The organism is Pollutimonas nitritireducens, assembly GCF_002849615.1.
GTDB classification, from domain to species: Bacteria; Pseudomonadota; Gammaproteobacteria; order Burkholderiales; family Burkholderiaceae_B; genus Pollutimonas; species Pollutimonas nitritireducens.
Window position 1 is genome coordinate 128,545 of the sequence record NZ_PDNV01000004.1, and the last position, 18,236, is coordinate 146,780.

General features: G+C 58.5%; 22 protein-coding genes. 8 read left to right on the top strand and 14 right to left on the bottom strand.

Going from position 1 to position 18,236, the window contains the following annotated elements; genetic code table 11:
- Positions 1 to 8: 8 nt before the first annotated feature.
- From lipB to CR155_RS06975, 5 genes are all read right to left on the bottom strand, one after another.
- Positions 9 to 656 (bottom strand): lipoyl(octanoyl) transferase LipB, encoded by a 648-nt coding sequence (gene lipB / locus CR155_RS06955; protein WP_102069276.1) that lies wholly within the window; start codon positions 654 to 656, stop codon positions 9 to 11.
- Positions 657 to 671: 15 nt separating this feature from the next.
- The gene (locus CR155_RS06960) at positions 672 to 950 is read right to left on the bottom strand and encodes a DUF493 family protein (RefSeq protein WP_102069277.1); all 279 of its coding nucleotides are present in this window, start codon (positions 948 to 950) and stop codon (positions 672 to 674) included.
- A gap of 10 nt (positions 951 to 960) precedes the next feature.
- On the bottom strand, positions 961 to 1,824 hold the full coding sequence (locus tag CR155_RS06965) for a D-amino acid aminotransferase (RefSeq protein ID WP_102069278.1): 864 nt from the start codon (positions 1,822 to 1,824) through the stop codon (positions 961 to 963).
- Positions 1,825 to 1,836: 12 nt separating this feature from the next.
- Positions 1,837 to 3,114, bottom strand: a complete 1,278-nt coding sequence (locus tag CR155_RS06970; RefSeq protein ID WP_439650421.1) for a D-alanyl-D-alanine carboxypeptidase family protein — start codon at positions 3,112 to 3,114, stop codon at positions 1,837 to 1,839.
- A gap of 155 nt (positions 3,115 to 3,269) precedes the next feature.
- Positions 3,270 to 3,914, bottom strand: a complete 645-nt coding sequence (locus CR155_RS06975; protein ID WP_102069279.1) for an alpha/beta hydrolase — start codon at positions 3,912 to 3,914, stop codon at positions 3,270 to 3,272.
- Between the two features lie 62 nt (positions 3,915 to 3,976).
- Here CR155_RS06975 and CR155_RS06980 point away from each other — a divergent pair, with 62 nt between their 5' ends.
- Both CR155_RS06980 and CR155_RS06985 read left to right on the top strand, forming a co-directional pair.
- Positions 3,977 to 4,852 (top strand): biotin--[acetyl-CoA-carboxylase] ligase, encoded by an 876-nt coding sequence (locus tag CR155_RS06980; RefSeq protein WP_102069280.1) that lies wholly within the window; start codon positions 3,977 to 3,979, stop codon positions 4,850 to 4,852.
- On the top strand, positions 4,849 to 5,652 hold the full coding sequence (locus CR155_RS06985) for a type III pantothenate kinase (RefSeq protein WP_102069281.1): 804 nt from the start codon (positions 4,849 to 4,851) through the stop codon (positions 5,650 to 5,652). The genes CR155_RS06980 and CR155_RS06985 overlap by 4 nt, the downstream gene beginning before the upstream one ends.
- On the opposite strand, the gene CR155_RS20885 is transcribed toward CR155_RS06985, so the two are convergent.
- Entirely contained in the window at positions 5,649 to 5,822 is a 174-nt protein-coding gene (locus CR155_RS20885; protein ID WP_199171698.1) for a hypothetical protein, read from the bottom strand. The two genes, CR155_RS06985 and CR155_RS20885, sit on opposite strands and share 4 nt — an antisense overlap.
- 222 nt (positions 5,823 to 6,044) lie before the next feature.
- On the opposite strand from CR155_RS20885, the gene galU reads away from it, so the two are divergent.
- Entirely contained in the window at positions 6,045 to 6,875 is an 831-nt protein-coding gene (galU, locus tag CR155_RS06990) for a UTP--glucose-1-phosphate uridylyltransferase GalU (protein ID WP_102069470.1), read from the top strand.
- On the opposite strand, the gene CR155_RS06995 is transcribed toward galU, so the two are convergent.
- The 4 genes from CR155_RS06995 to CR155_RS07010 form a co-directional block, all read right to left on the bottom strand.
- On the bottom strand, positions 6,872 to 8,209 hold the full coding sequence (locus CR155_RS06995) for a 3-deoxy-D-manno-octulosonic acid transferase (RefSeq protein ID WP_102069282.1): 1,338 nt from the start codon (positions 8,207 to 8,209) through the stop codon (positions 6,872 to 6,874). The genes galU and CR155_RS06995 overlap by 4 nt on opposite strands.
- Before the next feature lie 70 nt (positions 8,210 to 8,279).
- Positions 8,280 to 9,302 (bottom strand): lipopolysaccharide heptosyltransferase I, encoded by a 1,023-nt coding sequence (gene waaC, locus CR155_RS07000; protein ID WP_102069283.1) that lies wholly within the window; start codon positions 9,300 to 9,302, stop codon positions 8,280 to 8,282.
- A gap of 77 nt (positions 9,303 to 9,379) precedes the next feature.
- A complete protein-coding gene (locus CR155_RS07005) occupies positions 9,380 to 10,288 on the bottom strand; it encodes a DMT family transporter (protein ID WP_102069284.1) in 909 nt (302 codons plus the stop codon).
- Between the two features lie 32 nt (positions 10,289 to 10,320).
- Entirely contained in the window at positions 10,321 to 11,307 is a 987-nt protein-coding gene (locus tag CR155_RS07010; protein ID WP_102069285.1) for a D-2-hydroxyacid dehydrogenase family protein, read from the bottom strand.
- Positions 11,308 to 11,337: 30 nt separating this feature from the next.
- Here CR155_RS07010 and CR155_RS07015 point away from each other — a divergent pair, with 30 nt between their 5' ends.
- Complete coding sequence (locus CR155_RS07015; RefSeq protein WP_102069286.1) at positions 11,338 to 11,553, top strand: hypothetical protein; 216 nt, start codon at positions 11,338 to 11,340, stop codon at positions 11,551 to 11,553.
- Positions 11,554 to 11,557: 4 nt separating this feature from the next.
- Here the strand turns inward: CR155_RS07015 and CR155_RS07020 are convergent, their stop codons facing one another.
- From CR155_RS07020 to def, 4 genes are read right to left on the bottom strand one after another with little or no spacing between them, the layout of a single operon-like run.
- Positions 11,558 to 12,079, bottom strand: a complete 522-nt coding sequence (locus CR155_RS07020; RefSeq protein ID WP_102069287.1) for a gamma carbonic anhydrase family protein — start codon at positions 12,077 to 12,079, stop codon at positions 11,558 to 11,560.
- Positions 12,080 to 12,134: 55 nt separating this feature from the next.
- On the bottom strand, positions 12,135 to 12,767 hold the full coding sequence (locus CR155_RS07025; protein WP_102069288.1) for a class I SAM-dependent methyltransferase: 633 nt from the start codon (positions 12,765 to 12,767) through the stop codon (positions 12,135 to 12,137).
- Positions 12,764 to 13,732: a methionyl-tRNA formyltransferase gene (gene fmt / locus CR155_RS07030; protein ID WP_102069289.1), complete on the bottom strand. Its 969-nt coding sequence runs from the start codon at positions 13,730 to 13,732 to the stop codon at positions 12,764 to 12,766. The genes CR155_RS07025 and fmt overlap by 4 nt, the downstream gene beginning before the upstream one ends.
- A gap of 56 nt (positions 13,733 to 13,788) precedes the next feature.
- A complete protein-coding gene (def, locus tag CR155_RS07035; protein WP_102069290.1) occupies positions 13,789 to 14,301 on the bottom strand; it encodes a peptide deformylase in 513 nt (170 codons plus the stop codon).
- Between the two features lie 179 nt (positions 14,302 to 14,480).
- Between def and dprA the strand changes: the two genes are divergently transcribed.
- The 4 genes from dprA to CR155_RS07055 all read left to right on the top strand — a co-directional run bounded on the left by dprA (position 14,481) and on the right by CR155_RS07055 (position 18,168).
- Positions 14,481 to 15,611, top strand: a complete 1,131-nt coding sequence (gene dprA, locus CR155_RS07040) for a DNA-processing protein DprA (protein WP_102069291.1) — start codon at positions 14,481 to 14,483, stop codon at positions 15,609 to 15,611.
- A gap of 69 nt (positions 15,612 to 15,680) precedes the next feature.
- Positions 15,681 to 16,589, top strand: coding sequence for a hydroxymethylglutaryl-CoA lyase (locus CR155_RS07045; RefSeq protein WP_102069292.1), 909 nt, complete (start codon positions 15,681 to 15,683; stop codon positions 16,587 to 16,589).
- 41 nt (positions 16,590 to 16,630) lie between these two features.
- The gene (locus CR155_RS07050; protein WP_102069293.1) at positions 16,631 to 17,110 is read left to right on the top strand and encodes a hypothetical protein; all 480 of its coding nucleotides are present in this window, start codon (positions 16,631 to 16,633) and stop codon (positions 17,108 to 17,110) included.
- A gap of 68 nt (positions 17,111 to 17,178) precedes the next feature.
- Positions 17,179 to 18,168, top strand: a complete 990-nt coding sequence (locus CR155_RS07055) for a Bug family tripartite tricarboxylate transporter substrate binding protein (RefSeq protein WP_233213985.1) — start codon at positions 17,179 to 17,181, stop codon at positions 18,166 to 18,168.
- Positions 18,169 to 18,236: the final 68 nt, after the last annotated feature.

An 18,236-nucleotide genomic window follows, 5' to 3' on the forward strand; every position in this document is an offset into this window, starting at 1 on the left:
GACCGGTATCAGGCCGGTACGGTTTGATGATAGCCACTGAAAGCCTGTACGAGGCGCACGGCCAGCAGATTCCCTGCCGTCACCACGTCAGCCGCTACTCCGCACCCTATCACATCGATGGTCTGCAATCCTTCATACCCACAAGGATTGATGCCGGCGAATGGTGCGAGGTCCATGTCGACGTTCAAGGCCAGTCCATGATACGCGTAGCCATTGCGTATCTTTATACCCAGGGCCGCGATCTTGGCCAGTTGGTTATTGTCTCCTGGTACATACACACCGGGCGCGCCAGGCTTAAGGCTGGCACCGTTTACGCCCAGTTCATTCAGCACCTGGATGGCCACGCTTTCCAGTAAGGACACATACTCTTTGGCGAAAATACCCAACCGGCGAAGGTCGATAAGGCAATAGGCTACGACCTGTCCGGGACCATGATAGGTGACCTGCCCGCCTCGATCACACTTGACCACCGGAATGGCCCCGCTATTGAGGATATGTTCGGGCTTGCCCGCCTGGCCCAGCGTATATACAGGGGTGTGCTCGACGAGCCAGATTTCGTCCGGCGTTTGCGAGTCGCGCGCCTCAGTGTATTGGCGCATGGCCTCCCATACTTCCAGGTAAGGAGCGGGGCGCGGCCACCATTTCGATTCGTTCATTGCGGCGGACGATGCCTATAAAACAATGGAAACCATAGGATGCGCATGCAGCGCACGGTACAACTCGTCAAGCTGCTGGCGCGAAGTCGCGCGCACCGTGAAGGTGAGCCCGAGGTAATTGCCCGCCTTGCTGGGGCGCATCTCGATGGTGGCAGGGTTGAAACCGGGGTCGAACTCCAGGACTACCGCCGTCAAGGTTTGGGCGAAATCAGGATGGGTCTTTCCCATGACCTTGATGGGAAAGTCGCTGGGATACTCGATGAGAGAGTCTTCAGGTGGGATTTCGCGGTTCATGGCCTTGACATCAAAGTGCCGCGATGGCCTTGTCGTAGCCGGCCCGCAGCAATGCATAAATATTGCCTGGCTTTCCCGTACCAACAGGCTTGCCGTTATAGGACGTGATGGGCAGAATCTCTTTGGTGGCCGACGACAACATGAGTTCATCGGCGTTCTCGACTTCGTGCTGGGAAACCGGACGCGCATTGAACTGGATGCCCGCAGCGGCCGCGAGTTCTTCGATCAGGCCATAGCGTATGCCTTCCAGAATAAGGTTGCTGCGTGGCGGCGCGAACAGCACGCCGTCTTTGACCACCCATATATTGCAGGACGCGCCTTCGGACAGATAACCGTCACGAAACTGCACGACTTCATCGACGCCTGCCTCGACCGCCTGCTGCTTGGCCAGTACGTTACCCAGTAAGGAAATCGACTTGATTTCACAGCGCAGCCAGCGCACATCGGGGATGCCGATTACGCTGAGGCCCTGTTCGCGCGCCGCCGCGCCGGGCCGAATGAATGGCGAAACCATGCAAAAAACGGTAGGGGTCGCATTTTTGGGGAAACCGTGATCCCGCTTGGCCACGCCCCGCGTAAGCTGGATGTAAACCATGCAGTCGCCCAGACCAGAGCGGTCGATCAGATTCTGGACGATTTGTTCCCAATCGCTGCGCCCGAGGTCTACCTTGATGTCGATGGCGGCCAAGCTGCGTTCAAGGCGTGCCAGGTGCCCATCCATGCGAAAAGGCTTGCCATCATAGGCAGGCACCACATCATAAATACCATCGCCGAAAATGAATCCGCGATCAAGCACGGAGATCTTGGCGTCTTCCAGACGAACATAGTCGCCATTCAAGTAAACGATACTATTGCCATCGACATCGGGAATCATTAATCAGCCTTATTATTCAAACATCAAACGAACCTTGTCGTACATCCGGCCGAAGAAGCCTGCTTCGGGGACGTCGTCAAGTACATACAGGGATTCCTGACGCAGCAATTTGCCGTCGAGCGACAACGATACGGTGCCGACCTTGGCGCCGTTCTTCAGCGGAGCAATCAACGGCTGTGTGTATTGAGCAACCGGCTTGACCTCGGGGCCCTTGCCTCGGGGCACCGTGACCCACATCGGCTCCAGGCCACCCAGGCCCACTGTCTCGGCCTGGCCTTCCCAAACACGGGCCATCACCGCGGGCTTGGTGTTGTCGAACAACTTGATGGTGTCGAAGTTCTGGAAGCTCCAGTTCAATAACTTCAGGCTGTTCTCGATGCGCGCGCCATCACTGCTTGCCCCCACAATGACCGATACGACACGGCGGCCATCGCGCAGGGCGGTAGCGACCAGGCAATAGCCGGCCGACGAGGTATGCCCGGTCTTCAGGCCGTCGACCGTAGGATCAGTCCAAAGTAGCCGGTTGCGGTTATTTTGCTTGATCTTGTTGTAGGTGAATTCTTTTTGGCTGTAATAGTGCAGATGTTGCGGGTGCTTGGTGACGATGTTCTTGGCCATGACGGCAAGATCGCGCACCGTTGTCAGGTGGGCAGGATCTGGCAAGCCCGTGGAGTTGACGAAATGGGTATCCTTCAGGCCCTGCTTTGCAGCTTCTTCGTTCATCAAGGCAACAAAAGCGGTTTCGCTTCCGGCAACCGCTTCGGCAAGTGCAACGGTAGCATCGTTGCCCGATTGCACGATCAGTCCTTGAAGGAGATCGCTGACAGACACTTGCGTATTGGGCTTGACAAACATGCGCGAGCCTTCAGTCTTCCAGGCCTTCTCGGATATGTTTACGGTCTGGTCGAGCGACAGGCGCTTGTCTTCGATTGCCTCGAACACCAGATAAGCCGTCATGAGCTTCGTCAGCGAGGCAGGCTCGACTTTCTCGTCGGGATTTTGCGACGCAATGAACTGCCCGCTGTTCACATCAAGCGTAAGCCAGGCGCGCGCGGTGAGGGTTGGCGCTGGCACCGTGGCCAGTTCGCCGACCATGACGGTGCCGTCGACAAGAACGCCGACCGAAGCGGCCTGCCCGGTCGCCGTGGTTTCGGCAGGCACAGGCGCCGGTGTGGGAGAAGATGTAGTTTGAGCAGTGGCGCAGATGGGCGAGACAACAAGCGTCAATCCCGCGAGAAAATGTGAGATTCGTGAGAATTTAAAACGGTGTTTTGTGATGATCATCGCCATATCGTAAAGAATATCGGCCGGGAAGACAAACGGCGCAAGGCAACTATTATAGGCAGAGCAGCCAGCCTATTGCGACCGGCAACGTGATGTTTCAACATTAAAAAGAAAGAAATTGAAACCGGAAGTGGCCAACGAGGTGTTACACAACCTGGTCATCAAACCGCCGCCAGGCGCTGCTCGATAAGCTGGCGAAGAATAATAAGCTTGCCATGAAAGAAATGACTGGCGTCCGGTACGACGACCATGGGCAAGGCGTGTTCACGCGCGAACTCCATTGCCTCTGTCAATGGCACCACTTCATCGATCTCTCCGTGCACCAGGAAGGTGTCAGCGGGAACGTGGATGTCACGAAATTTGAAGCGATCCACCGCGGAGCCGGCCAGCAAAAGCGCATCAGGAATTTTTCCAGCCTGCTCAAGCCGTTGCGAATACACTTGCGCGGCCACCGATGTGCCGAACGAAAAACCGGCCAGCACCCATTTGCCGGCCGCTTCATCGGGATACGCCTTTTCAAACTGCTCTGCCAAATGCAGCATATCGGCAGTTTCACCTACCGCCTTGTCGAATTCCCCAGCCGACTCGCCGACTCCGCGGAAGTTGGGCCGTACGGCTACCAGTCCGCTCTGTACGCAGGCACGAGCTATTGTTGTGACGATTTTGTTCTCGCGCGCGCCACCATGCAAGGGATGCGGATGGAGCACCAGCGCCCATCCCCGAGGCGTACCCATGGGGATATCCAGCACACAGTCAATCGGGCCGGCTGCGCCCTGGAAGGAAATTTTCACGGTACGAGCTTGCATGGTAGGCGGTTTGAGTTATAACGGAGGCCCGATCATTCTACGCCACCCAACGTTACGAATTAATGCCTACCCCCTCTTCTCCATCCATGCCGCTACCTGCGCAGCTACAGGCTGCCTTGACGGACGCGCTGCCGAATTTCCGTCAGATTACCTGGGTACAGAGCACGCAATCAACGAATGCCGACCTCATGGCCAAGGCCCGCTCGAATGACGGGCCGCTCGCGCGCCCATGGCTGCTGGGCGCCCATTTGCAGGAGCGCGGACGCGGCCGGGCAGGACGCAGCTGGCAGAATCGGGCTGACGCCAATCTCATGTTTTCCTGCGCTTTTGACGTGTTCCTGCCATCGCAGCAACTCCCAGCCCTATCCCCATTGGCTGGGCTGGCTGCGTGCGAGGCGCTGCGCTGCCTGATCCAGCCGACGCTGCGCCGGCAACTGAACATGAAGTGGCCTAACGACATCCAATGGCGGCTCGCCAAGCTCGCCGGAATACTCGTGGAGGTCACACGCGCCGGGACATCACGACTTTCGGCGGACCATTACGTCGCCGTTATCGGCATGGGCATCAACCTGAACGACGCGCGGGCACTGAGCCAATCCCTGGACCGTCAAGTGGCGGACTGGTCCGAAATTGGAAAAGAGGATACGCATGCCGCCAGTGCGAATGCGGTCGATATCGTGGCCGGCATTGCGCATGCCTGGTATACCAGCCTGAACGATGTTACGGCACGCGGATTTACCGGATTCCCGCAGCGCTATGCAGACGTCGACATACTGGCGGGGCAGCACATAAACATACTGGACGAGGGCCGATTGACACACGCCGGCATTGCTTGCGGCGTGAATGATCGTGGGCAATTGCTGGTGCGCACACCCCTTGGCGAGACACCGGTTTCCGTTGGCGACGTTTCGGTGCGCGCCCAGGGAGCAAAGCTTTGATCTTGTTGATCGATGCCGGAAATACCCGGATAAAGATCGGCTGGCTGGATTCCGCCTCGGGCCGACGCGAAAAGGTAGCCTTGGCATTGCGCCATGCCGATATGGCCGAACTTCGATCATGGGCGAATCAGCTCGAATCCGCCCCCCTTGCGGCCATAGGCGTCAATGTGGCGGGCCCTGACGTGGGACGCAGCCTTGCTGAAACCTTGCGGCGCGACCATTCACTGGAGATACGATGGGTGGAGAGCCGGCGCATGGCCGGAGGGGTCAGGAACGCCTATGAGGACGCCGGGCAACTTGGGGCTGACCGGTGGGTGTCGATGATAGGCCTGGCCCGGCATACCGATGACGCTGCAATGTTGGCGACCTTTGGAACCGCCACCACGCTGGATACCCTGGGTCCTCGAAATGCCCCTGATGGCGTCCGCCTGTTCCATGGTGGACTGATCTTGCCAGGCCCCGAATTGATGCGTACATCGCTGGCCGCCGGCACTGCCAATCTGCCCGAAGGAAAAGGCGTAGCGGTCGCGTTTCCCACTCACACCCACCGGGCAATAGCGACCGGCATTGCGGCCGCCCAGGCTGGTGCCGTGTTGCGCCAGTGGCGTGAAGGACTGGAGATATTTGGTACGCCACCGGTCGTCTACAGTACCGGAGGCGGCTGGAATATAGTCGAAGCTGAGGTACAACGGCTGCTGGCGAGATCCCGAAATGACCTTGGGTTCAAGTCCGAGCCCATCAGGTGGTTGCACAGTCCCGTATTGGACGGGCTTGCTCGCTTGGCTGCGGAACTGCTCTAGCGTAATTGCCCCGGTTCCAGCGGCTGACCCAGGGTGATGGCCTGCTGGTTGCGCTCGGACAGCTGGCGCGGCTCGCGTCCCCGTTCGCTGGGAGGTGTGCCGAAAAAGCCCTGTCCATAGGCCAGCGCGCCCACATTGGCGATGAGAACGATCAGGAAAAGAAAACGCATGACAATTGCCCCGGCTGCCTGTAATGGCACTGCTGATGTGCCGCACCAAACACCGCCATAATATATCAAAGCCCCGGCTGTACGACGAATGTCTCCGGATGCGTCCGTGGCATAGTATGTTCAGGGAACACGATGGGCATGGCGGTTGCTGAAAAGCCGGGCTCAAAGGGCCACATAGCGTATGATTTTGACTCCGCACAACAATGGAACGACCGACCGCAAATGAAACCAATCCGTAAAGCTGTTTTCCCCGTGGCTGGCATGGGCACACGATTTCTGCCGGCGACCAAAGCCATGCCGAAAGAAATGTTGCCCATCGTCGACAAGCCACTCATCCAGTACGCCGTCGAGGAGGCCATCGCGGCAGGCATAACGGACCTTATTTTCATCACCGGTCGCAACAAGCGTGCAATTGAAGACCATTTCGATCGCGTGCCTGAGCTCGAGGCCGATCTGGAAGCCAAGAACAAGACCGAACTTCTCGCAGCCATACGCGACATCATTCCCTCTTACGTCAGCTGCATCTACACCCGGCAACAAACACCGCTGGGGCTGGGGCACGCAGTGTTATGCGCCGCACCCATCGTGGGCAACGAACCGTTCGTCGTGCTGCTCGCCGATGACCTGATCGATTCCAAGACATCGGTAACGCAACAGCTCGTCGAGGCCGCCCATCAGCAGGATGGTAGTGTGTTGGCAATTCAGAATATCGAACGCGAGCACACGAATAAATACGGAATCATTTCCGGCGAGGCTGTCAACGAAAAGACCATGCGCCTGCACGGCATGGTTGAAAAGCCCGACCCTTCGCTGGCACCTTCGACGCTGGCGGTCGTGGGCCGCTACGTGCTTGAGCCGGAAATTTTCGAGCACTTGCGTCAGACACAGGCTGGAGTGGGTGGCGAGATCCAGCTCACCGACGGAATCGCCAGCTTATTGCAAGCGCGAGCCGTATTCGGTCTGGAGTATGAAGGCCGGCGATATGACTGTGGAAGCAAGGCTGGTTTCTTCGAAGCCACGCTCGAGCTGGGCCGCAAGTACCATGGGCTTTAAGGCTGCCAGGTTGAGTTTTTGATTTCGTTCAGGCCGGCAAGCACGCGCGCCACGGCGCCGGTGTGCTTGCGCACCCAGTGCTCTCCAGCCTGACCCATACGGGTCAATCGTTGTGGGTCTGCCAGCAATTGTCCCGCCGCTTGCAAGGCGGATTCAGCGTCTGTAACGCGCATCGCAGCCCCTTCGTCGATAGCGTCCACGACAGCCTGTTCGAAGTTGCGTGTATGGGGGCCGACCAGGACAGGCACGCCGATGGCGCACGCTTCAATCAGGTTCTGTCCACCCAGTGGCGCAAAGCTTCCCGCCACAATAGCCACCTGTCCCATCGCGTAATAGCGTGGCATCTCACCCAGGCTATCGCCCAGCAAGACTGCGGCGCTGCAACAAGCCTTTAGAGTGCTTGCGGTGCAATCGCCCATGTCCAGAAAATCTGAGCGTCTGACAAATGGAAGATCGGCATTGGCGAGCAGCTGGGCAGCCTGTTCAAATCTTTCGGGATGACGCGGAATCAGGCAATAAAGCACCTGTTCCTCGATATCGATACCCTGGGCTTGTGCACGCTTCACTTGACGCACGATGGCATTGACGAACATTTCGTCTTCGCCCTCGCGGGTACTGGCAATGACGACGATTTTCCGCGGCAAGGCTGCGGCAAACTGCCGCCCACGCAGTATCTTTTCCTGCGGCAACGAAATATCGAATTTGAAATTACCTGAAACGCGGACTGCGGACGCACCGGCCTGCTCCAGGCGCTGCGCATCGTGCAAGGTCTGCGCATACACGGCCGTGAAGCTGGCATAAGCGTCATTCATTACGCGACCGGCATGCAGGCTATGCCGCAATGATCGGTCTGAGAACCGCGCGCTGGCCAATATCATGGGTACACGATGGCTGCGCGCGGCATTCAGCAGATTGGGCCATACCTCGCGCTCAATCAGCACGCCGGCGCCCGGCCGGTAATGTGCCATGAACCGCCGAGTGCTGCCGGGAAAATCGTAGGGCAGCCATTCCTGCACCAACCTGCCCTGCTTTATGGCCTCGGCGAAGCTTCGGATGCCCTCATCGCGTCCCGTCACTGTCATGTGGGTGAGCAATACCGTTACACCCTGATCGAGCAGGGCCTGGATAAATGGCTGTGCTGCACGGGTCTCTCCGAGGCTTACAGCATGCACCCAGATCGGGCTGGCCAGGCTGCTGCTTTGCGCATATCGACCGAATCGGGCTCCCGAGCATACCCCCCAATTGCGACCGGAACGGCGGGCGCGCATAGCCATCCAGCCTAGCAAGGCTGGCGTAAGCAAGCGGACGATAAGGGAGTAGGTAAAAAGGTTCAAATGGTATGCCAATGCCTGAACACGAACAGCGGATGATGAAAGTCTAGTCCACGCATGCCGGACAAGTCATTCAGTCGAAAGGCGGGCCAACAGCCTTCGTAGGAGCATTACCGCCAGGAAAATCGGCGTGGGCCGATTCATCGAACGCCAGCGCTTGATCCACCGCGCTCAAGACCGTTTCGGCCGACGGCTCATTGCCACGTTCACCAAGGCTGGCGGTGTATGCCGGCCCTTCGAGCGGTGTTCTTACCGGTGTGGACGCTTTGTAGATACCTATGGTGGGGCGCCCGAGGCCGGCCGATAAGTGGGTAAGGCCGCTATCGAGCCCCACCATGATACGCGCTCCGGCAAGGACCTTTGCAACATTGGAGAGATCCATGCGCGGAAGCACTAACGCGCGCGAATTGCCCGCGACGAGTTGGGTGGCCCTTTCCGTTTCAGAAGGGCTGCCCGACAGCAGCTTCAGATCAAGGCCGTGCTCATGCAGGCGGCCGAATACTTTATGCCAGGCCTCTTGCGGCCAGAGCTTATCGTCGCGACTGGCGGAAGGCATGATGACGGCATAGGGCTGCACCTGGACTCCGTCGGTGATTCCGTGCAGGCCGAAGTCCGGCTCGCCATCGTAGGTATACCCTAGCGCGGCGGCGGCCAGTTCTCGTTGGCGCTTCACTGCAGGCTGCCAGAAATTGACCGTATGCTTGACGTCATAGAAGAAAGAGGCGAGAGGTTCACGTGCAGACCGCCGATCCAGGCCATGACGCGTACCGTGTGTCTGCCGTACCAGCCAGACCGATTTCATGAGCGCTTGCATGTCGAGCACGATGTCGTAGCGGCGGGCATCCAGGTTCTTGCGCAATGCGGCACGTGCCTTGCGTGTTTCGGCCGACCACCAGTGCTTGCGCCATCGCCGATGGGCCACGGGTATCACCTCGTGCACTGCCGGGTGCCAGGAGGGAATTTCGGCAAAATTCTCTTCCACGATCCAATCTATTTGGGCGCCAGGCACATGCCGGGCAATATCGGATACTGCCGGCAGCATATGGACCAGGTCACCCAGCGAAGACGTACGAATAATAAGAATTTTTTTCGTCATGCGGCGATTATAAAGTCAACGACGTCCGGGTGATATCGCCGATGGTACTAAGGCAGTGCTGACGCCAACACGGCACGCTAAAGTCGTCGCCGGCTGTCGCGCCATTCCCAGAGCCCCAGCGATGCACCACTTGCACAGATGATGGCGATGCCCGCCCACGTCAAGGCGTCGGGAAACTGGCCCCAGATCAACCATCCCAGCGTTGCCGCGCTAATAATCTGCAAGTAGATGAAAGGAGCCAGCATGGAAGCCGGGGCATGACGATAGGCCTGGATCTGCAGCAAGTGTCCTGCGGCCCCCCAGAAGCCGGTCGACACGAGGACAAGCCAATGCCAGGGATTCAGTGCTGCGAGGAATGGCCATGCCGCCGGCCATATGAAAGGCAGCGCCACCGTAAGGCATACGCTGCCCACCGCTCCGCTCCAGATCAGCGTCGTGAATGGATCATCGACGGCGACGCGCCGCGTCGCAATAAACTGCCCGGCAAACAGGAACGCGGTGATGAGGCCGAAAATCGTCCCCGTGGGGTCCAACCCTCCGTCAGGACGGATAATGATCAGTACTCCGATAAAACCGCCGGCCGCGCCCACCCACCGTGAAATGCGCGCGGGTTCCTTAAGCAGCCAGGGAGCCAGCGACAACATGATCAATGGCGCCAGAAAGTTGATGGCGGTCGCTTCCGCTTGCGGCAGATAGCGCAATGTATTGAAGAATGACAAAGTGGCCAGCAACATCACTGAACCGCGCAGTAATTGTGCTCCGGGCCGCACGCTGCGCAAGACCCCCCGCCCCCGCGTCGGCAGCACCAGCCCCAGGACCAGCAAGAAATGCACGACGTAGCGCACCCAGCAAAGCATGAGCAAGGAAACGCCGGCTGCCATCACCCATTTGCCGCTGGCATCCAGTCCGGAAAGCGCCCATGTCGACAGCACAAGAAACGCAATACCGGCAAAGGGTCTCGTCGCCCCATAAGCAATGGGCGACATCAAATAAAGTCCTGTGGAAGAGTCATATGCGGCTATTTCTGCTTGAGCGCTTCCGGGTTGGCCAGATTGACCGGCCGTCCGGCAGCGTAAGCCAGAAGATTGTCGAAAGCAGTACCCAGGTAAAGCTCGTAATTTTCGCGTTCAACATAGCCAATGTGAGGCGTGCACAGCACGTTTTCGCGATTGAGCAAGGGGTGCCTGGCGCCGAGCACGGGCTCTTCTTCGTACACATCGACCGCGGCGAAGCCGGGCCGGCCTGCATCCAGCGCCGCAGTCAATGCACTGGGCGCAACGAGCTCGGCCCGACTGGTATTGACGAACAGGGCCGTCTGCTTCATGGCGGTGAGGTCCATTTGCTGCACGATACCGACGGTTTCCTCGTTCAGCCTCAGATGCACCGAAATAACGTCGCTATCCGAGAAGAAACGTTCGCGCGTAGGAGCTATATCGTAACCGTCGGCCTGGGCGCGCGTCATGGAGCCGGTACGGCCCCAGATCCAGACGTTCATGCCAAATGCCCTGGCGTAGCCAGCCACCAGCTTGCCGATGCGGCCATAGCCCCATATACCGATTGTCTGCCCACGCAATTGCTGGCCCAGGAAGCCTTGCCACCGCCCATTATTCAGGCGGTTGGCTTCGGCCAACACGTGTCTGCGGCTGGCCATGATCAATGCCCACGTCAGTTCCGCCGTGGAGGTAGGATCGCCGGAACCTTCAGCCACCGCTATACCGCGTTCGGTGCAAGCGGCCAGATCAATATGGCCGGAGACCTTGGCGGTCTGGCTGATCATTTTCAAGTCGGGCAGACGGTCCAGCAGGGAGGCCGTAATGCGCGTTCGTTCGCGGATCAACACCAGAGCCTGGGCCCCGGCAAAGCGGGCCGCCAATGCGTCGAGATCGGTGACGCTATCATTGAAGATTGTGATGTCATGTCTGATGCCATGGGCGGCTGCAAGCTTCGCGAAGCAGTCCAGATGCCGTACGCAGTCCTGGTAATCGTCCGGTATAACGATACGCATAAGTTGCCTTCGATCCTTTACTATTACGTTATGACGACCTGGTATATATTGCCCAACGGCAACATCAAGCATACAAACGGGCTGGAGCTACAGCCCGAGGAAGACTGGTTTCCCACAGTGGACAGCATGGCGTTTTTTACCCGACGCGGACGCGACCTTGGTCAGTCCGACGTACAAATTATCAAGCACATGATGGATCTTGCGCGGGACGGTGAAAAATGGGTGCAAGATAACCTGAGCGAGTAAGCGCTTAAAGTGCCACCAGGTCGGTTTTGTAACGCGCGGCGCGTTCGGCATAGCCAGTGGCATTTTTGTGCAGGACGGCGATGTCGTCATCGGTCAGTGTACGAACCACTTTGGCGGGTGCGCCCAGTATTAGTGACCGCTCTGGAAAGACCTTGCCTTCCGTGACCACCGCGCCCGCGCCCACGAGACTGTCTCGACCGATTACCGCGCGATTCAGGATAATGGCCTGTATTCCGATCAGTGCGCCGTCTTCGATCGTACAGCCGTGCAGCATGGCCTGATGCCCGACGGTTACGTTACGCCCTATGGTGAGGGGACAACCCGGATCGGTATGCAGGACCGCACCCTCCTGGATGTTTGACCCTTCACCTACCACGATCGGTTCGTTGTCCCCGCGAATGACGGCCCCGGGCCAGATACTGCTGTTCGCCTGCATGGTAGCCAGGCCTATGACCGTGGCTTCGGCTGCGACGAACGCGGTTTCATGTATGTCGGGGGTCGAGTCGCCTAATTTATAGCAAGTCATGGAGGTTGTTCCGAGTGGTTGAAAGGCCTCGAAAGATCGTAGCACAAGGCAAGCTTCAGTCAATGGCGGGTTTTGTGCGCCAGACAGTGGCCAGCCAGGGCTGTTGATCGCGCGGCCTGCCCTCGGGGCGGTAATAATGTTCTAGCTCGGTGTAACCTGCGGCGGTCAAATAAGCGCGCCACGCTTCAAGGTCGTGGTAGGCGCCATAACGTCCACCGCTCCATCCCTCCTGGTTGTCTCCACGCGGGTTCGAGCTGAACAGGACTCCACCCGGTTTCAATGCAGCGTAAAGCTGCCTAAGCACCCGCGGCAATTCCTTCGTGGGTATGTGAAACAGGGAAGCGTTGGCAAAGATACCGTCGAAGCGATGATCGGGCAGGTCCAGCGACAGGAAGTCCTGATGCCAGACTTCGCAGCCGGATTCATCGCGGGCCATGGACACGAAGGCCGCGGTACCATCCAGCCCCGTTGCGATATGGCCCATTGCCGTGAACGCTTTAAGATCCCTGCCCGGTCCACAACCGAAATCCAGTATGCGATACGGGGGCGCACCGTGTATATGACGCAACAAGGCCGCCATGTTCTGGCTGACGTCGTGATCGAGGGTGCCGGCCTTGAAGCTTTCCGCGTTCCTAGCGTAGTAATCCAGGGTGCCGGCAGATGCCGCAGGTAGTTCGGGAGTGCTCATGCAGATGCCCACCCCTGCACAAAGGCACTTACCGGCTGACGCTTTCCACCGGCTTTCTGCAATTCCAACACACGCAACACACCGTCGGCGGTGGCAATGTCGATACCTTCAGCGTTGACGCGCAGGACGCTGCCCGGGTTGGCGAGGTGCACCTGATCGTCACCGGAACCATAAGAGGCGGCGTCGATTGCCTGCGCCCTCCACACTTTCACAGGGTCGGCCAAGCCGGGTAATTGCATGGTTGCGCCCGGCACGGGATCGAAGGCACGAATGCGGCGAGCCAGGAGGATTGCCGGCTGCGTGAAGTCAAGCGGCGACTCCAGTTTGTCGAGCTTGGCCGCATAGGTGACGCCTTGTTCGGGCTGCGGCTGCGCCACCAGGGTGCCCCGCTGAAGCTCGTCGATCGCCTGGACTATTGATTTGGCGCCCAATTGGGCCAGTTCGTCATGCAGTGTGGCCGCATTGTGTTCGGACCTGATGGGCAACGCGCGCGTGAAGAGCATCGCTCCGGTATCGAGGCCCGCATCCATCAGCATGATCGTGATGCCCGTTTGCGCATCACCGGCCTCGATCGCGCGCTGGATCGGCGCCGCACCGCGCCACCGGGGCAACAGGCTGGCGTGGATATTCAAACTACCGTAAGTGGGCAGGTCAAGCACCCATTGCGGCAGAATAAGGCCATAGGCGGCCACGACCAGCAACTCGGGCGAGGCGTCGAGCATCGCCTGGCGTGCGGCCTGCGCCTCTTCCGCATACTTACCGTCAAGCCTGAGACTGCGCGGCTGGCACACGGGTATCCCTGCCGCAAGCGCTCCTTGCTTGACGGCGCTGGGAGTGAGCTTCAGGCCGCGCCCGGAAGGACGATCTGGCTGGGTCAGCACCAGCGATACTTCGTGATCTGCCTGCAAGAGAGCATCGAGCGCCAGACGGGCAAATTCGGGGGTACCAGCAAATACTATACGCATAGAGACGCCAATTCAAAGTTAGAACAGGCATAGTACCAAGCACGTACTGGCAGGGATCAGGCCTTGAGCGCCTCACGCTCTTGTTTGCGCAGGCGCGTCTTGATGCGATTCTGTTTCAGGGGCGACAAATATTCGACAAACACCTTACCCATCAAGTGGTCGAGCTCGTGTTGGACACATACCGCAAGCAGGCCTTCGGCATCGAATTCGTGGGTTTCACCCTGTTCATCCAGGGTTCGTACCCGGATGCGCGCCGCACGTTGCACTTCGTCGTAGATACCGGGTACTGAAAGACACCCCTCCTCGTATACCTGGGTTTCTTCGCTTTTCCAGATGATTTCGGGATTGATCAATACACGCAGATCGTCGTTGTCTTCAGAGACGTCGATTACCACCACCCGTTCATGCACGTCCACCTGGGTGGCAGCCAAACCCACGCCAGGCGCTTCGTACATGGTTTCAGCCATGTCGCGCACCAGAGTGCGAATACGGTCATCGACGACCTGAACCGGCTTGGCAACTTTGTGCAAGCGTGGATCGGGGTATCGAAGTATAGGGAGCAAAGCCATCAAACTAATCCGAATTGAGGTAAGTCTCTATGATAAAACAATTTTTGTCCGAATTAGCGGCTTTGAACGAATTTGAAACACCGCAGCGGGACCTCGCTTGCGGCTTGACGGCATGTTCCCCTATGACTTTTCGCTGCATACTGTCGCCCGTTTATGTTTGCCTTATGCCACACTAACGCATGCACCCCACATTATCGACCGACGAACTCAGCGCCTGGATACGGCTGTCGCTGGAACCCGGGCTGGGTCCCGCCCAGGCCCGCAGCCTGCTGGCTGCCATAGGATTGCCTCAAGAAATTTATGCGCTCCCGGCGGCGTCGCTCAGCAAGTTCGTGCCCCACGACATGGCAAGACAGCTTCGAAACGAGGCCAGCGACGAGACTCAGCAGGCCATACAGAACACCCTCGCATGGTGCCAGCAACCCAATCATCACATACTGACGCTGGCTGATTCGTCCTACCCCCCCTCCCTGCTTGATATCCACGATCCGCCGCTGCTGCTCTATATCAATGGCAATCCCGCACACCTCGGCAAGCCCATCATTTCCATCGTCGGCGCGCGCAATGCCAGTGCGGGCGGCGTTGACAATGCCAGCGCGTTCGCCCGGCATCTGGCCGAACAAGGATGGTGCATCGCCAGCGGTCTTGCCCTGGGCATCGACACGGCGGCTCACCAGGGCGCCTTGTTGGCCGGGCCAACCGGCGGCGGAACCATCGCCATACTCGGCACCGGCATAGACATCGTCTATCCGGCACGCAACCTGCAACTGGCCCACCAGATTGCGCAGGACGGCGTCCTCCTATCTGAATTCCCTCTCGGAACACGCGCGCTTCCCTATCAGTTTCCCAAGCGCAACCGGCTGGTGGCCGGTATAGCCAAAGGGGTACTGGTCGTCGAAGCCGCCCGGCAAAGCGGATCGCTTATTACTGCCAGGCTCGCCTCCGAAATGGGTCGCGAAGTCTTTGCCATTCCCGGCTCTATCCACTCTCCCTTGTCGCGAGGCTGTCATGCCTTGATTCGGCAGGGCGCAAAGCTGGTCGAATCGGCGGAGGACATCCGCGAAGAACTGGGCTCATCCGGCGTTGCAGCGGCAGCGGTGCCGGCAAAGGGGCGGTCTGTGCGCAAGATAGCCAAAGCCAGCCCGGCCGGTTACCGGGTGCTGGATGCACTGGGGTATGATCCGGTCAATCTGGACACCCTGCAGGAAAGAAGCCAGATCGACATGTCCGAGCTGATAGCCAATCTTCTGGAGCTTGAGCTGCAGGACCTGGTCGTCAGGCTGGACGGCGGCTGTTTCCAGCGCCGTTGAAGATGCCACTGCGCCAGACTCGTTTTATGATAGCGGCTATCGCATGCAACCATACCAAGGAATGTTCCCATGTCTTTGCCCACTAAAGTAAAAATCGTCGAAGTGTCTCCACGCGACGGGTTGCAAAATGAAAAAGAATTCATCCCCACCTCGGTAAAGATCGAGCTCATCAATCGCCTGTCCGCCGCGGGTTTCCCGAACATCGAAGCTGTCTCGTTCGTTTCACCGAAATGGGTGCCTCAAATGGCCGACGGCGCCGACGTCATGGCCGGCATACAGCGCAGGCCCGGCACTATCTATTCAGCGCTCACGCCCAACCTGAAGGGCTTCGACGCGGCACTGGCCGCCGGCATGGATGAAGTCGTGATTTTCGGTGCGGCCAGCGAAGCGTTTTCCCAGAAGAATATCAACTGCTCCATTGCCGAATCGATCGCCCGCTTCGAACCAGTGGCCCAAGCGGCCAAATCGGCGGGGCTGCGTTTGCGGGCCAGCATCAGCTGCTCGCTGGGCTGTCCCTATCAAGGCGAAGTGCCGATCGGCGCGGTAGTCGACGTGGCAAGACGTATGTTGGCACTGGGCTGCGACGAAATCGATGTCGCCGATACCATTGGTGTCGGTACCGCCGCACGTGTCGAACAAGTCATGCGCGCCGTCACCGAAGTCGTCGAACCATCACGCGTGGCAGGGCACTTTCATGATACCTACGGCCAGTCACTGGCCAACATACTGGCCGCCATGCAAGCGGGCATATCGATATTTCATGCATCAGTCGCGGGACTGGGCGGTTGCCCCTACGCCAAAGGGGCGACGGGGAATGTCGCCACCGAAGATGTGCTATACATGCTCCGCGGCCTGGATATCGACACAGGAATCGATCTTGATGCAGTCGTCGATATTGGACAATGGATATCCAGCCATATTGGTCACAAGTCCTCCAGTCGCGCAGGCAACGCCCTAGCTGCGCGCAAGGCCGCCTGAAGCCGCCGCTGCGCACCATCCCGGGATAACCACAGGCTTCAATGTTATTTTCAACACAACACGCTCCCAGCGAAGAAGAGCGGTCCGAACTTTTCGAGGCCATCGGACCCCTTCCCTTGCGAGGCGTTGCATGGCCCAGATGGATCAAAATACTGGCCTGGCTGATCCTCGCCTTCATCGGCTTGATGATTATGCAGGTCGCCGCCGGTCCCACCGGAAAGACGGTTAGCCCGATGGTTGCGGGCAGCATATTGCTGTGCTTTGTCGCACTTCTGGTACTTGCGCGATATATGCTGGTCTCAGAGACACGCATAACGCACAAGGGTATTGAACAGACCTGGATCACGCAGCGTGAAATCGCCTGGGAAGATATCCAGTTCGCAAAATTCATTCCCTTGGTGGCATCCAAACGGCTGGTTTGCTTTACAGGGAAAGGACGGCCGGTTGTGTTCCAGGCCGGCACCCGCGAGCTGCAAGTGGCCTTCGCACGCATCGCATTGGTCTACCGCCGCCAGAAGTAAAAGTCTTTCGGCTTACAATCCCGAAAGCACACTACTTGTGCCTTGAACATCCTTATCCCGAGAACAAAATGATCCTCTTGAAAAAAATGGGCGTCGCCGCCCTGGTCGGCACGCTTGTCGCCGTCGCAGCGCCCGGATTGTCCCATGCCGATGATGCGTGGCCATCCAAACCCATCTCCTTTGTCGTTCCTTACGCCGCGGGCGGTTTTGCCGACACACGCATGCGCCTGCTCGCGCGCGAACTCGCTGATGAACTCAAGACATCCGTTGTCGTTGAGAACAAGGCGGGTGCCGGCGGCGTGATTGGCACTGCGTTCATCGCCAAATCCAAGCCGGACGGCTACACCATAGGCAGCGGCAATCTTGCTCCCCTATCGGTAAACCCGACCTTGATGGCCAAGAACGTGACCTATAACGTTCAAAAGGATCTTGCCCCCGTCATTCTGGTAGAAGAAAGCCCGTTAATTCTCAGCGTGAACAACCAGGTTCCCGTGAAAACCGTTAAGGACCTCATTGAGCTGGCCAAGAAAGATCCGGGCCATCTCACCTTCGGCTCCTCTGGCGTCGGTGGTGCGCACCACTTGTCGGGCGAGCTGTTTGCCTCTGAAGCCGGCCTGAAACTGTCCCACGTACCATACAAGGGTGGAGCCCCCGCGGCAACCGACCTGATGGCAGGCCATATCGACATGATGTTTGAAATGGGCTATGCCGCCATGCCCGCAATCCAGGCCAAGAAGGTGCACCCATTGGCCGTCACCAGCGCGAAGCGACTGGCCCTGCTGCCGGATGTCCCGACCATGGCGGAATCGGGTCTGCCCGGTTTTGAGTCGTATAACTGGCAAGGCGTCATTGCCCCAGCCGGTACGCCGGACGCAATCATCCAGAAGCTCAATTCGGCCTTCAACAATATATTGAAGAAACCGGAAGTCCAGAAAGCATTCGAAGCAACCGGTGGCCAATCGGCCGGCGGCACGCCGGAAGAATTCGCGGCGTTCATCCAGAGCGAAACGGAAAAATGGGCCAAGGTGATCAAGTCGGCCAATATCTCGGTCGAATAACACCCTGTTGTGTGTGCCGTTGGTTTGCTTGAATAATCGAAAGAGACAAACAGCACACCAACCCGAAC

Bases quoted from the DNA above. Each gene is read 5' to 3' on its own strand.
- lipB (WP_102069276.1), bottom strand. From the start codon at position 656: ATGAACGAATCGAAATGGTGGCCGCGCCCCGCTCCTTACCTGGAAGTA.
- CR155_RS06960 (WP_102069277.1), bottom strand. From the start codon at position 950: ATGAACCGCGAAATCCCACCTGAAGACTCTCTCATCGAGTATCCCAGC.
- CR155_RS06965 (WP_102069278.1), bottom strand. From the start codon at position 1,824: ATGATTCCCGATGTCGATGGCAATAGTATCGTTTACTTGAATGGCGAC.
- CR155_RS06970 (WP_439650421.1), bottom strand. From the start codon at position 3,114: ATGGCGATGATCATCACAAAACACCGTTTTAAATTCTCACGAATCTCA.
- CR155_RS06975 (WP_102069279.1), bottom strand. From the start codon at position 3,914: ATGCAAGCTCGTACCGTGAAAATTTCCTTCCAGGGCGCAGCCGGCCCG.
- CR155_RS06980 (WP_102069280.1), top strand. From the start codon at position 3,977: ATGCCTACCCCCTCTTCTCCATCCATGCCGCTACCTGCGCAGCTACAG.
- CR155_RS20885 (WP_199171698.1), bottom strand. From the start codon at position 5,822: ATGCGTTTTCTTTTCCTGATCGTTCTCATCGCCAATGTGGGCGCGCTG.
- galU (WP_102069470.1), top strand. From the start codon at position 6,045: ATGAAACCAATCCGTAAAGCTGTTTTCCCCGTGGCTGGCATGGGCACA.
- waaC (WP_102069283.1), bottom strand. From the start codon at position 9,302: ATGACGAAAAAAATTCTTATTATTCGTACGTCTTCGCTGGGTGACCTG.
- CR155_RS07005 (WP_102069284.1), bottom strand. From the start codon at position 10,288: ATGTCGCCCATTGCTTATGGGGCGACGAGACCCTTTGCCGGTATTGCG.
- CR155_RS07010 (WP_102069285.1), bottom strand. From the start codon at position 11,307: ATGCGTATCGTTATACCGGACGATTACCAGGACTGCGTACGGCATCTG.
- CR155_RS07015 (WP_102069286.1), top strand. From the start codon at position 11,338: ATGACGACCTGGTATATATTGCCCAACGGCAACATCAAGCATACAAAC.
- CR155_RS07020 (WP_102069287.1), bottom strand. From the start codon at position 12,079: ATGACTTGCTATAAATTAGGCGACTCGACCCCCGACATACATGAAACC.
- CR155_RS07025 (WP_102069288.1), bottom strand. From the start codon at position 12,767: ATGAGCACTCCCGAACTACCTGCGGCATCTGCCGGCACCCTGGATTAC.
- fmt (WP_102069289.1), bottom strand. From the start codon at position 13,732: ATGCGTATAGTATTTGCTGGTACCCCCGAATTTGCCCGTCTGGCGCTC.
- def (WP_102069290.1), bottom strand. From the start codon at position 14,301: ATGGCTTTGCTCCCTATACTTCGATACCCCGATCCACGCTTGCACAAA.
- dprA (WP_102069291.1), top strand. From the start codon at position 14,481: ATGCACCCCACATTATCGACCGACGAACTCAGCGCCTGGATACGGCTG.
- CR155_RS07045 (WP_102069292.1), top strand. From the start codon at position 15,681: ATGTCTTTGCCCACTAAAGTAAAAATCGTCGAAGTGTCTCCACGCGAC.
- CR155_RS07050 (WP_102069293.1), top strand. From the start codon at position 16,631: ATGTTATTTTCAACACAACACGCTCCCAGCGAAGAAGAGCGGTCCGAA.
- CR155_RS07055 (WP_233213985.1), top strand. From the start codon at position 17,179: ATGATCCTCTTGAAAAAAATGGGCGTCGCCGCCCTGGTCGGCACGCTT.